Consider the following 13,475-nt stretch of genomic DNA (forward strand, 5'->3'; position numbering starts at 1 on the left):
ATCAACAGATCGCAGCCTCGTTTCACTCGACAGCTCCTACAGCTCCTACAGCTCCTACGGTTCCTACGGAAGTAGTTGGTTCATCAATGGAAATCCCGGCTGCGGATGCTGATCCCGTCCAGCAACTCACTCAAATCACTCATGCGTCCGGCAATCAGGTGCCGGACCTCGCCATGGCTTTCCCAGCGCCCGTCGACCTTAAGCAACTGCGAGCCCACCAGCACCTGGCGCTGCCGTTCCGCCAGGTCGCGCCAGACGATCACATTGACGTTACCGAACTCGTCTTCCAGGGTGACAAAGGTCACGCCACTGGCGGTACCGGGTCGTTGTCGACCGGTGACCAACCCGGCAATGCTGACCGGACGCCCATGTTCGACCTCGAGCAATTCCCTTGAGCTACGGCAACGTCGGGCTTTCAATTCACCGCGCAGCAACGCCAGCGGATGCGGGCCGAGGGTCGTGCCGACGCTGGTGTAATCAGCCAGCAGGTCTTCACCCACGGTGGGCTTGGGTAACGCCACCTGCTCCTCTTCCTGACTCGGCAGCCCGGCAAACAGACCCAGCTGTTTCTGCACGCCTGCCACTTCCCAGCGAGCCCGATGGCGGTCCCCCGCCAGCCCGCGCAACGCACCGGCATCGGCCAGTTGCTCCTGGGCGCGGGCATCCAGTTGCGCCCGCTGGCCGAGGTCGGCGATGTCGACAAATACCCCGCGCGCCCGCGCCACCTCGATGCGCCGTCCATCGTCCTCGCGAAAACCCTTGATCATGCGCAAGCCCATGCGAATCGCCGGCTGCGCTCCGGCAATGGGCTCAAGGCTGCAATCCCAGTCGCTGGCGCGCACATCCACCGGGCGAATCTGCAAATGATGCCGGCGCGCATCCTGCAGGATCTGATCGGGACTATAGAAACCCATGGGCCAGCTGTTGATCAACGCGCAGGCGAACGCGGCTGGTTCGTGGCACTTCAACCAGCAACTGGCGTAGGTCAGCAAGGCAAAGCTGGCGGCGTGGGATTCGGGAAAGCCATAGCTGCCAAAGCCCTTGATCTGCTCGAAGATCAGCGCGGCGAATTCGGCCGTGTAGCCGTTCTTCTTCATGCCGGCAGCCAGGCGTACCTTGTGCGGTTCGAGCCCGCCGTGGCGTTTCCAGGCCGCCATGGAGCGGCGCAACTGGTCCGCCTCGCCAGGGCTGTAGTCGGCGGCGACGATAGCGATCTGCATCACCTGCTCCTGGAACAACGGCACCCCAAGCGTGCGTTTCAACACCTCGCGCAGTTGTTCGGAGGGGTAGATTTCGGCTTCTTCCTTGTTTCGGCGCCGCAGGTACGGATGCACCATGCCGCCCTGGATAGGCCCCGGACGCACGATCGCCACTTCGATCACCAGGTCGTAGAACACCTTGGGCTTGAGTCTGGGCAACATCGACATCTGCGCCCGGGACTCGATCTGAAACACCCCGACGGTGTCGGCGCGGCCGATCATTTCGTAGGTCTGCGCATCTTCGGCCGGCACCGAGGCCAGGCTCAGGTCGAGGTTGCGGTGACGCCGCAACAGGTCAAAACAACGGCGGATGGCACTGAGCATGCCCAGCGCCAGGATATCGACCTTGAGCAGCCCGACTGCGTCCAGGTCATCCTTGTCCCACTGGATAATGGTGCGCTCGGCCATGGCGGCGTTTTCAACCGGTACCAGGGTGTCGAGCGGCTGCTCGGAAATGACAAAACCACCAGGGTGCTGGGACAGGTGCCGGGGAAAGCCGATCAACTGCCCGGTCAGGCTGAGCACTCGACGCAACACCGGGCTCTCGGGGTCGAAGCCGCCTTCGCGCAGTCGCTCCACGGGCGGCGTCTGGTCGCTCCAGTGGCCGCAACAATCGGCCAGGGCGTTGATCTGGTCCGGCGGCAAACCGAGCGCCTTGGCCACGTCGCGCACCGCCCCGGCGGCGTGATAAGTGCTGACTACGGCGGTCAGCGCAGCACGGGTGCGACCATAGCGCTGAAAAATGTACTGCAGGACTTCTTCGCGGCGCTCGTGCTCGAAGTCGACATCGATGTCGGGCGGTTCATTACGTTCCTTGGAGAGGAAGCGCTCAAACAGCATGTTCATCCGCGCCGGATCGATCTCGGTGATGCCCAGGGCGAAACACACCGCCGAGTTGGCCGCCGAGCCCCGGCCCTGGCAGAGAATTTTCTCGCGTCGGGCGAACGCGATGATGTCCTGGACGGTAAGAAAGTAGCTTTCATAACCCAGCTCGGCGATCAGCCCCAGCTCCTTGTCGATCAATTGCCGGACCTTGGCACTCGCGCCATCAGGCCAGCGCTCGCGCATTCCGCGTTCAGTCAGCTCACGCAGCCACGACGCCGCACTCTGGCCTTCTGGCACCAGTTCACGCGGGTACTGATAACGCAACTGGCCAAGGTCGAAGGTGCAGCGCCGGGCAATCTTCAGGGTTTCGTCGAGCAAGGCTTGGGGGTATAGCTCGTCCAACACATCAAGACTGCGCAAGTGCCGCTCGCCATTGGGGTGCAGGCGCAACCCGGCGGCGGCAACCGGCACGTGATGGCGGATGGCGGTCATGGTGTCCTGCAAGGCGCGCCGGCCACGAACATGCATGTGCACGTCGCCACTGGCCACCGCCGGGATTAGCAGTTCGCCCGCCAGGCCCAGCAATTCGGTCAGTCGACGCCTGTCGTTCTGGCCACGATGTAATTGCACCGCCAGCCACAGGCGCTCAGGGAACACCTGCTTGAGCCAGTGGCCGCTGGCAGCGTCATCGACGGTATCCGGCACCCATAACGCCAGCACGCCCGGCAACGGCTCGCTGAAGTCTTCGCGCAGCACCTGGTACTGACCTTTCGGCGTACGGCGCCTGGCCCGGGTGATCAGCCTGCACAGCTGCTGGTAGCCTTCGAGGTTTTCCACCAACAGCACCAGTTTCGGGCCGTTCTCAATACGAATTTCGCTGCCGATGATCAGCGGCAACTCCACCGACTTTGCCGCCTGCCAGGCCCGGACAATCCCGGCCAAGGTGCATTCATCAGTGATCGCCAGCGCCTGGTAGCCCTGCTTTTTGGCCTGCTGAAACAGCTCGAGCGCACTGGAGGCGCCGCGCTGGAAGCTGAAGTTCGACAGGCAGTGCAGTTCCGCATAGTCCGTAGTCATGCAAACCAGCCCTGCAGCCACAACGGCCCGCTCTCACCTACCGCACGATAGGCCCAGGCCTGTTGGCCGGAGCGGGTTTCGATCAGGTAGTAGTCACGTCGCACATCCGCGCCATCCCACCAGCCGGACTCGATGCGCTCGGGTCCCATGACAATGCGCGCCGAACCTTCGTGCACTGCCAGCGGTTCGGTCAGCAGCCAACCCGGACGCTGTACGCCGTTCAACCCGCTACTGCGCTGGTTGTCGACTTCGGCCTGCCACGCACACTCGGGGCGATGGTCGGCCTGGAACCGCAAGCCGTGCACCGCTTCATCTCCAAGCCGCGCCCGCAAGCGCTCGCGCAGTTGCTCCCAGGGCAAGGACTGCTGCGGACGGTCGTCGAACAGCTCCTGACGCTGGGGCACGAAGGCCGGCAAGTCTTCGGCATGCAGGCGAAAACCCCGCACCGGGGCCTGCACCTGCACCTGCTCCAGGCGCCCACGGGCCAGTTCGAAGAGCATTGCCGGATCGCGCTCGGCGCTGAGCAGGCCGACCTTGATCACGCTGTCGGGTAAACCTGCGTGTTCCAGGTGCAGGTCGAAACGCTGCACGCCACTGTCGCGCCCGCATAGAAACGCCGCGAGATCGCCGGTCAGGCGGCGTAACGGAAACAGCAGGGCCTGGTGCGACTGCACATCGAAATTGAGTTCGATGCGTACATCAAAACGATCCGGCGGCAGGTAGAACGCCAGCGCCAAGGGTCGAACACCGCACAAGGTGTCCAGATGCAGCAGCACCCCGGCTTCGAAACGCCGGGCCAGACTGTTGCGCGGCAACCCCTGAAGCTGATTCAGGGTGCGCAGCCCCATGCGCGACAATGCCGTGGCCACCGTTGGTTCCAGGGCAATGCGGTCGATGGGCAGGCGTGCCAGGTGCTGCTGCAGCGCGGCATCATCGGCGACCACCAGACCGTCATGCAGGTTGGCCAATACCCGGGCGGCCACCGGATTGGGGGCCGCGACAATACGATGGCGAAAACCCAGTTCGCCCAGCTCACTGCGCAAGCGCGCCTCGAACTGCGGCCAGGGCCCGAACAAGCCCAGGCTGGATTCGATCTCGAACACCAACGCGCGCGGGTAATGCACGCTGACCTGGGAACTGAACCGATAGGCCCAGGCCGCGAGGAACTGCTGCCAGTGTTCGATTTCTGCGGCGTCGTACTCCGCCGTGACAAAGCCTTTGCTCAACGCCTGCGCGGCGGTCATCGACTGGCCGGGACGCAGGCCCAGGGCCCGAGCTGAAGCATTCACTGCTTGCAGCACTCGCCGCTGGGCCGGGCCGGTCAACAGTGCCAGCGGTTCATCGGGGTCGCTGCGCTGACGCAGTACCGCGTCCAGCGCCAATTGCGGAAAAAGAATACATACCCAGCGCATGGCAACCTCAATGCCCCACGGCATAGGCGATCGGCGCCGAACGGGCCAGCCCGCCCCGGCACTTGAGCACCCGCAACTGCGCCGGCCGCGCGTCGATGGCGATGCGCAGCGCCGCTGGCGAAGGATTGACGGCTTCCTGGATCGAGCGATAGGCAAACGCCAGGGTCGAGCCGGTTTCGGCGGCCACCTGCAAGCGGCGCAATGCGCGGTCATCCGCCTTGTGCGGCCAGCACAGCACGGCGCCGCAACTGCCCGAACGCAGGCACTGCTCCGCCGCCCACAGGGCATCGCGCTCGCTGGCCTGGATGATCGACAATTGCCGCAAATTGACCCCGGCGTTTTCCCAGGCTTGCGGATAAGGCACGAACGGCGGCGCGATCAATACAATGCGCTCACCCGCCGCAGACAAGCGTGCCAATGCCGGCCACACCAGTTGCAACTCACCCACGCCCTGCCCGGCCAGGAGGATTTCAGTCAGCGCCGCTTCCGGCCAGCCACCCGTAGGCAGCGCCGCATCCAGCACTGCATGCCCGGTGGGTTGCGGGCTGGCGGCCGGGGGCGCAGGTCGGCCTTTCCAGACGTGGCCGCCATTGAACAGCGTATCCAGCGCGACGACGGCACCCATCACCCTTGCCTCACCAGACCGCAGAACACCCCTTCGATAGCCAGGTCCTGATCGGCTTCGACAATGATCGGTTGATACGCGGGGTTGCGCGGCAACAGTCGAACCACCTCGCCCACTCGTTCGAAGCGCTTGATGGTCACTTCTCCATCGAGCCGCGCCACGACGATCTGGCCATTCAGCGCTTCGGCGCTGCGGTGCACGCCCACCAGGTCACCATCGAGAATGCCATCCTCGATCATCGAGTCACCCTGGACCCGCAGCATGTAGTCCGGCACCCGGGAAAAAATTGCCGGGTCGAGCATCAAGCGGCTGTGCACCTCGGCATCGGCGCCAATCGGTGCACCGGCCGCCACCCGGCCAAGCACCGGAATGTCCAGCAGCTCCGGGCGCGCGGGCTGCCCGAGCAAACGAATGCCCCGGGCCTGATGAGGGTTGACCTCGATGAACCCGGCTTCGGTCAGCGCGAGCACATGCTTGCGCGCCACACTTCGCGAGGCAAAACCAAACGCCTCGCTGATCTCGGCGAGGCTGGGAGGCTGACCGTGCTCGGCGATGCGATCGCGGATGAAGGTCAGGATGGCGGTACGGCGGGGGGTTAGAGTCGTCATGGAGTACATTTGTACTCTTCTGGCGTTTTGCTGACAAGCACCATCCGTCCCGGACATGTCCTATCGCCCTGAATGAACTGCCCACATGAACTGCCTGTATGAAACGCCGTAGGAGCTGCCGAGAGAAACGAGGCTGCGATCTTTTGATTTTGTTTTTTACAAAGCAAGATCAAAAGATCGCAGCCTCCGGCAGCTCCTACGGGGGGTGTTCAATTCAAGGTTTAAGTCAGCCCGCAGAGATAACCCCACGGAAAAATCCCGCGCTCATGCCCGTCACTGAACACCAACTGCACCCCATACCCCTGGGCATTCACCTCGATCACCCGCACCCGCGAGTCCACCAGCGGCACCCGCCCTTGCAGGCGAAACGCCCGGCACTGCGAACACGGACACTGGCGGCGCAGTGCGGCATGGTCCAGCAACTGCTCGCGGCCGTCCGGCCAGTTCAGGCTCAGTTGCTGCCTGTCCTGGGAATTACCAATCGCCAGCGGGGTCATTGCAGCTGACTCAAGGCAATGCGCACGGCTTTGCGCACTTCCGGATCACCATCGTCCCGGGCTGCCTGCAAGGGCGCGATGGCGCCCGGGTCGTTCAACTCGCCCAAAGCCAACGCTGCCTCCTTGCGCAGGTTGCTGATGCGATGGCCGAGGGTCTCGATCAGCGCGGCAAGCGCCGGTACATAGCGCAAGCGCCCAAGGCTGCGGGTGGCGCGCAGGCGCACTTGCCAGTAGTCGTCGCCCAGGGCATCGACCAACGCCGGCCCCGCGTCAACGTGCCCGACCTTGCCAAGCGTCGTGGCGGCTTCCTCACGCACCTGCCAGGCGTCGTCCAGCAACGCCTGGCGCAATGCCGGCAAGACCTGCGCGTCTGAGGCCAGGCCAAGGGCGCCAGTGGCCGCACGACGAACTTCGGTGTCTGGGTCCTGGCTGGCCAAAGTCGCCAAGGCCGGCAAGGCATCGAGCTGCTTGAGCCAGCCGAGTACCCCAACCGCCTCGCGACGCACGCCTGCATCAACATCGACCAACGCTGCAGAGGCTGCCGCAGCCGCATTCGGGTAGCGCAATTCACGCAACGCCCGAAACGCGGCGATGCGCACATGCACCTCGGCATGCCCGGTCCACGGCAAAACCACCTGGCCTGCCGCCTCGCTCTTGAGCAGGCTGAGGCTTTGCGCGGCGGCGGCCTGAACCGCCAGGGAGGGGTCGGTGAGAGCTTGGCACAGCGCCTCGACCACCGGCTGATCTTCCCAGGCTTCCAGCAGCCGGGCGGCTTCGGTGCGCACCTCTTCAGCCGGGTCCCCGGCCAGTCGATCGACCAGCCAGATCAGGCCGTCTGGCTCCTCAAGGTCGGCCAGTTCAATCAGGGCAATCCTGCGCACCCCCGGGTCTGCATCGGTCAGGCGTGGTTGCAGGGCAAGAATGTCAGCGTTATCGGTTACATCGAATAGTGAGGTCATAGGGCAAATCGCGGCAGTTTGTTTTCTGGGGGAAGTCCGAGAGGGTTCAGGCGCGGTAACTGCCGACCGTCTTCGTGACGCAGCAACTCGAGGCAATGACGCTTCAAGCGGGAAAATTCGTGGCTCGTCACCAGTTCGCTGGCGCGGGGCCGGGGAAAATCAAGCCGCAGGTCTTCGATGATCCGCCCCGGACGGGAACTCATCACCAGCAACCGATCAGCCAGGAACAACGCTTCATCGATGTCATGGGTGACAAATACGACGGTGGTGCGAATCCGCGTCCAGATGTCCAGCAGCAACTCCTGCATGTTCAGCCGGGTCAGCGCATCGAGCGCACCGAACGGTTCATCCATCAGCAACAGGCGCGGGCGATTGATCAGCACCCGGGCGATTTCCACTCGCTGCTGCATGCCCCCGGACAATTGATCGGGCCAACGCTCGGCGAACCCTTCAAGCCCGACCAGGGTCAGGATCTCGTCCGCCGCCTTGTGTCGCTCGGCCTTGCCGATGCCACGCATCTTCAGGCCAAAGGCGACGTTGTCGCGTACCGTGCGCCAGGGGAACAGCGTGTGGTGCTGGAACACCATGCCGCGCTGGGGCGAAGGTCCCGAGACCTTGGCACCGTCGACCGTCAGGGTGCCGCTGGACGTCTGCAGATGCCCGGCGAGCGCCCCGAGCAAGGTGGATTTGCCACAGCCGGAAGGGCCGAGGATGCACACGAACTGTCCCGCATCAATCTGGCAGTCGAGGCCCTGCACCGCTTCAAATGCCGTGCTGCCCTCGCCCAGGCTGATCGACAATTGCTGGATATCTATGCGCCCTTCCATGGCTTGATAAATACTCATCAGGCTTTCCCTCGTGGTCGATGCCACGGCGTGAACAACCCGCCCAGACGTTTGATCAACAGGCTGCTGCCCATGCCCAGCACGCCGATCAGCAACATGCCGACCACGATGTCGGGGTAGTTCTGGATGGTGTAGGACTCCCAGGTGTAGTAACCGATTCCGTATTGGCCAGAGATCATTTCGGCGGTCACCAGGCAGAACCACGAGGTGCCCATGCCAATTGCCAGGCCCGTGATGATGCTCGGCGCAGCGCCCGGCAGGATGACTTCCAGCAGAATGGCCCGACGCCCTGCCCCCAGGCTTTTGGCCGAGGCGATCAGTCTCGGATCGACGCCCTCGACGCCATGCACGGTGTTGAGCAGGATCGGGAATAGCGCGCCGGTGAAGGTGATGAAGACCATCGACAGCTCAGACGAAGGAAACATCAGGATGGCCAGGGGAATCCACGCCACGGCAGGGATCGGGCGCAGCACTTCCAGGGGAGGCAGCAGCAAATCCTCGGCCCATTTCGAGCGACCGATGGCCAGGCCGAGCGCGATACCGATGACCAGCGCCGCCAGGTAACCGGCAAACACCCGACTGAGACTGCTGCCCAGGTGCCGGCCGAGCTTGCCGGACTCGCCAAGCCCCAACGCCGCCTCGACCACCGCGAGCGGCGTCGGAACGTTGGCAAAAGTGACCAGGCCGAGGTTCCAGTGGTGGCTGGCGGCAAGTTGCCAGAACAGCAGGCAGAGCAGCAGCGAGGCGGCTCTGGGGATCCAGCGGATAAATGTTCGGTACATACACAAAATTCCAGTAGCGACCACGACCCCGTAGGAGCTGCCGCAGGCTGCGATCTTTTGATCTTGATTGACAGAAGAAAGATCAAAAGATCGCAGCCTGCGGCAGCTCCTACGTTGACCTCGTTCGAATGTGAGCCGTCGTGTTCATGAGACCGATTGATTAACGGGCAGCGACCGCCTGAGTAGTCGCATCGGTGAAGTCAAACACCTTGCCGCCCTGGGCTGCAGCGAATTGCTGGGCCTGGCCCTTGAGCAGGAAGGCACTGAGCTGGCCCTTGGCATCACTGGCAAACCACGCCTGATCCGCCAACAACTTGATCCCGCTGTCGCTCGCCTGGGCATACACCGCGCGGATGTTCCTGCCTTCGGCTTTCAGGCTGGCCAATGCACTGAACGCGGCCTGCGCCGAGGCGTATTGACGGACCTTGGGTTCACCACGCACCCAGATTTCAGCCACGCGGCTGAAGTCGGTAATGGCCTGGCCATTCGAGGCATCCACCGCTTTCAACGGGCTCTGGGCATAATTGCCCAGCTGCGCGGAGTAATCCACGTTGGACGCCTTGAACGCGGCGCGGATGTACTGGTCATCGATGAAGGTATTGAGGTCGAGACCACGATCGGCTTTTTTCAGCAGCTTGAGCGTGTCGATGGCCGTGCCGACCGCCTGGCGATATTCCGGCTTCCAGCTGAGGTCGCGGGTCTGCACGCCGAGCGGGCCGTGGAACAGATAATTGACCTCGGCGTCGACACCAGTGACCTTGGCAATCAGCTCGCTGTACTTCTCCGGTTCAGCTGCCAGCAGCTGGTTGGCCTCGATGCTGGCGCGCAGGTAGGCGACGACGATTTCCGGGTACTTTTTCGCATAGGCCTGGTCCACCAGGGCGCCATGGAAAGTCGGCGCATTGGCTTGCGAACCGTCATAAATCTTGCGGGCAAACCCGCGGCTCGGGAACAGTTCGGCGAACGGCACGAAGTCGGCATGGGCGTCGATCTTCCCGGCCTGCAACGCCGAGCCTGCAACTTCCGGCGGCTGGGCGATGATGTTGACGTCCTTGAGCGGGTCCCAGCCCTGTGCGGCCACGGCGCGCAGCAACATGCCATGGGCGGTTGAAGCAAACGGAACGGAAATGGTCTTGCCCTTGAGCTCCGCCAGCGACTGCACGCTCGATGCGCTCGGCACCACAATGCCGTTGCCGCTGCCCTTGATGCTGCCCGACAGCACGCTGATGAACAGGCTGTGCTTGCCGGCGGTTTCAAACGCCACGCCGTTGAAGGTGCCGGGGAAATCGGCCATCGCGCCGAAGTCGAGCTTGCCGGCGACCATCTCGTTGGTCAGCGGCGCACCGCTGGTGAAGTTCTTCCATTGCACCTCGTATTTGGCGTCCTTGTATTGGCCGTCGTGGGGCAGGTATTTGTCCAGCAGGCCGAGCTCGCGAATCAACAGGCCGCCAGCGGCGCAATTGATCGTGGTGTCCTGGGTGCCGATGGCAATGCGGATGGTGTCGGCCGAGGCCGACAGGGTAAATGAAGCCAGTACCAGACCGGCAAACGCTGCACGCAACAACATGGGTGTGTCCCCTCGAATCGTTTATAGGATGTTCGTCTCCGCCACGATCAGGGCGTGGTGGGAAACGAGGGGTGGTTTGAATTCAGCGTCCGAGGGTGGCCGGATGGCTTTGTTTCGTCTGGGCCGGCCTCTTCGCGGGCAAGCCCGCTCCCACAGTGATTCGTGTAGTGCCGGAGATTGCTGCTTCACCAGAGAAACCTGTGGGAGCGGGCTTGCCTGCGAAGGGGCCCGATCATTCAACGCAAGAGGTAAGGTATATCGACCTTCACCGCCCCAGTCGGGCAGTCCTTCTCGCAAGGCATGCAATACCAGCACTCGTCAAAAGCCATATAGGCCTTTTGCGTCGCCGGGTTGATCGCCAGCAGGTCCATCGGGCAGACGTCGACGCAGACGGTGCAGCCCTTGTGGGCGATGCACAGGTCCTCATCCACCGTTACCGGCGCGTTGGAGCGAAAGAAAATTTCCTGGGGCTGATAGGCCATGGTTCGGACTCTCCTGGTGTCAATCGTCAGGCGGCGTAAGCGCCCACCCGCAGCCGGTCATAGGCCTGCATTTCCTCGGCGTCGAGGGGGATGATGTAAGGCTCCACGGCTTTCTTGAAACTGCTCATCAAGCCGTCTTCACCCTTCTTCAGATGGCAGTGGCAGAACCAGTCGCTGTCATTGCGCTGCGGATGATCGACCCGATAGTGGTACAGCCCCCAGCGACTTTCAGCGCGGAACAACGAAGCCCGGGCGGCCATTTCCGCGCAGTCGCGGATCATGCTGACTTCCATGGCACGCATCAGTTCATGAGCGTTGTGGGCCTTGATCTGATCCAGATCGCGCTGGATATCGCTGAAACGCTGCAGGCCGATCTGCATCTTTTTGGTCACTTTCGGCGGCTGCAGGTAGTCGTTCACAAACCGGCGCAGCTTGTATTCGACCTGGGCCGGTGGCAGCCCGTGCTCGCGGTCCAGTGGCGCGTAGACCCGTTGCTTTTCCGTTTCGATTTGCCCGGCGTCGACCGCTGAAAACTCGCGCCCGGCGACAAAATCAGCCGCATTGGTCCCGGCAAACCAGCCATAGGTAAAAGCACCCAGCATGTAATTGTGCGGCACTGCAGCCATGTCGCCCGCCGAGTACAAGCCCTTGACCGAGGTCTCGGCCCGCTCGTTGACCCACACGCCGGACGCCGAATGGCCGCTGCAAAAACCGATTTCCGAGATGTGCATCTCGACCATCTGCGTACGGTAATCGGTGCCGCGATTAGCGTGGAACTGGCCACGGCTGGGGCGTTCGTTGCTGTGCAGGATCTCCTCGATGTTCTGGATGGTTTCCTCGGCCAGGTGGTCGAGCTTGAGGAACACCGGGCCATTGCCGCTTTCGAGTTCCTGGTGGAACTCCCACATCATCTGGCCGCTCCAGTAGTCGCACTCGATGAAGCGCTCGCCCTTGTTATTAGCGGTGTAGCCGCCCAGCGGGCCGGTGACATAAGCGCAGGCCGGGCCGTTGTAGTCCTTGATCAAGGGGTTGATCTGGAAGCATTCAAGGTTCGCCAGTTCCGCACCTGCGTGGTAAGCCATGGCATAGCCGTCGCCAGCATTGGTCGGGTTTTCGTAGGTGCCCATCAGGTAACCCGAAGACGGCAACCCCAGGCGCCCTGCCGCGCCGCAGCAGAGGATCACCGCCTTGGCCTTGATCACGTGGAAGTCCGCCGTGCGGCAATCAAAGCCCATCACCCCGTTGACCGCGCCCTCTTCGTCAGTCAGCAAGCGCGTGCACACCAGCCGGTTGGTGATACTCACCCGCGCGCGCTTCAACTGGCGATACAGGACTTTCTTGATGTCGTGTCCTTCCGGCATCGGCAGCACGTAGGCGCCCATGTGGTGGACCTTTTTCACCGCGTAGTCACCGGTTTCATCCTTCTCGAACTTCACCCCCCAGCGATCCAGTTGCTCGATGGTCTCGAAGCTGTGGGTGGCATAGGCGTAGACCGCCGCTTGGTTGACGATGCCGTCATTGGCGATGGTGATTTCCTTGGTGTACTGCTCCGGCGTCGAGTGGCCCGGAATGATCGCGTTGTTGAGGCCGTCCATGCCCATGCTGATCGCGCCGCTGCGCTTGACGTTGGCCTTGTCGATCAGTAGCACTCGCAGGTTGGGGTTACGTTCCTTGGCCTTGATCGCCGCCATGGGGCCGGCAGTACCGCCGCCGATCACGACGATGTCGTATTCCTGTTCGAGGGTGCGTCTGTTCTCGGAACTGTGGGTCATGCCTGATCGCCTTTTTGCCGGTCGATCCGCAGGCGGTACTGGAAGGCATCGCCGCGGTAGTAGAGGTGTTCGAAATCCACCGGGCGGCCAGCGGCATCGTGGGTCAGGCGCTCGATGCGCATGATCGGCGACCCGGCTTCCACACCCAGGGCCTGGGTCAGGTCGCTGTCGGCCAGGACCGCGTCGATGGCCAGGTCGGCATGCCCGAGCGACAGCCCGCAGTCGTTTTCCAGGATCAGGAAAATATCGCGGGTGACCAGGTCAGCCTTCTCCAGGCGCTCGCCGATGACCTTGGGCAGATAGGTGATTTCCAGGGAAATCGGCTCGCGATTGATCAGCCGGACCCGCTTGATCTGTGCCACGGTGTCGCCTTCGGCCACCTGCAAACGCTCGGCGACCAGCTTGTCGGCGGCGATGAATCTGAAGCTGCGCAGGCGGTTGATCACCTCGTAACCGCGACCGGTCATGGACTCCGCCAGGCCTTGCAGGGTGCTGACGTTCTGGAAGGTCTTGGGCTTGGCCACAAAGGTGCCCTTGCCATGGATCTTGAAGATCAGCCCTTCTTTCTGTAGATCGCCCAACGCCTGGCGCACAGTAATGCGACTGACCTTGAACAGGCTGCCGAGCTCACTTTCGGACGGCATCTGGCTGTCTTGCGGGTATTCACCGTCGAGAATTCGCGCACGCAACACGTCGCGCAGTTGGGTGTGCAGCGGGACGCTGCCAAGGGAGAGGACGTTATCGGTCATGGATAATCACTTGTTA

Annotated in this window: 12 protein-coding genes; all 12 read right to left on the reverse strand. The window is 62.9% G+C overall.

The window, feature by feature from the left end; all coding sequences use genetic code 11:
* Nucleotides 1–83 precede the first annotated feature (83 nt).
* Entirely contained in the window at nt 84–3,182 is a 3,099-nt protein-coding gene (locus ACYZTK_RS03030) for an error-prone DNA polymerase (RefSeq protein WP_462013074.1), read from the reverse strand.
* Entirely contained in the window at nt 3,158–4,573 is a 1,416-nt protein-coding gene (locus ACYZTK_RS03035) for a Y-family DNA polymerase (RefSeq protein WP_462013075.1), read from the reverse strand. The genes ACYZTK_RS03030 and ACYZTK_RS03035 overlap by 25 nt, the downstream gene beginning before the upstream one ends.
* A gap of 7 nt (nt 4,574–4,580) precedes the next feature.
* A complete protein-coding gene (gene imuA / locus ACYZTK_RS03040; protein WP_462013076.1) occupies nt 4,581–5,198 on the reverse strand; it encodes a translesion DNA synthesis-associated protein ImuA in 618 nt (205 codons plus the stop codon).
* Nucleotides 5,198–5,815, reverse strand: coding sequence for a transcriptional repressor LexA (gene lexA / locus ACYZTK_RS03045; RefSeq protein WP_462013077.1), 618 nt, complete (start codon nt 5,813–5,815; stop codon nt 5,198–5,200). Before lexA ends, imuA begins: the two co-directional genes overlap by 1 nt.
* A 212-nt stretch (nt 5,816–6,027) precedes the next feature.
* A complete protein-coding gene (locus ACYZTK_RS03050) occupies nt 6,028–6,303 on the reverse strand; it encodes a DUF971 domain-containing protein (protein WP_462013078.1) in 276 nt (91 codons plus the stop codon).
* Nucleotides 6,300–7,262: a HEAT repeat domain-containing protein gene (locus ACYZTK_RS03055; RefSeq protein WP_462013079.1), complete on the reverse strand. Its 963-nt coding sequence runs from the start codon at nt 7,260–7,262 to the stop codon at nt 6,300–6,302. Before ACYZTK_RS03055 ends, ACYZTK_RS03050 begins: the two co-directional genes overlap by 4 nt.
* Complete coding sequence (locus ACYZTK_RS03060; protein WP_462013080.1) at nt 7,259–8,107, reverse strand: ABC transporter ATP-binding protein; 849 nt, start codon at nt 8,105–8,107, stop codon at nt 7,259–7,261. The genes ACYZTK_RS03055 and ACYZTK_RS03060 overlap by 4 nt, the downstream gene beginning before the upstream one ends.
* Nucleotides 8,107–8,889, reverse strand: coding sequence for an ABC transporter permease (locus ACYZTK_RS03065; RefSeq protein WP_462013081.1), 783 nt, complete (start codon nt 8,887–8,889; stop codon nt 8,107–8,109). The genes ACYZTK_RS03060 and ACYZTK_RS03065 overlap by 1 nt, the downstream gene beginning before the upstream one ends.
* Before the next feature lie 160 nt (nt 8,890–9,049).
* Nucleotides 9,050–10,456: an ABC transporter substrate-binding protein gene (locus ACYZTK_RS03070; protein ID WP_462013082.1), complete on the reverse strand. Its 1,407-nt coding sequence runs from the start codon at nt 10,454–10,456 to the stop codon at nt 9,050–9,052.
* 236 nt (nt 10,457–10,692) lie between these two features.
* Nucleotides 10,693–10,938, reverse strand: a complete 246-nt coding sequence (locus ACYZTK_RS03075; RefSeq protein ID WP_008060065.1) for a 4Fe-4S dicluster domain-containing protein — start codon at nt 10,936–10,938, stop codon at nt 10,693–10,695.
* Between the two features lie 26 nt (nt 10,939–10,964).
* Entirely contained in the window at nt 10,965–12,710 is a 1,746-nt protein-coding gene (locus ACYZTK_RS03080; RefSeq protein ID WP_462013083.1) for a fumarate reductase/succinate dehydrogenase flavoprotein subunit, read from the reverse strand.
* Nucleotides 12,707–13,459, reverse strand: a complete 753-nt coding sequence (locus ACYZTK_RS03085; protein WP_462013084.1) for a GntR family transcriptional regulator — start codon at nt 13,457–13,459, stop codon at nt 12,707–12,709. Before ACYZTK_RS03085 ends, ACYZTK_RS03080 begins: the two co-directional genes overlap by 4 nt.
* Between the last annotated feature and the right edge of the window lie 16 nt (nt 13,460–13,475).

It is taken from the genome of Pseudomonas sp. LB3P31, assembly GCF_054897945.1.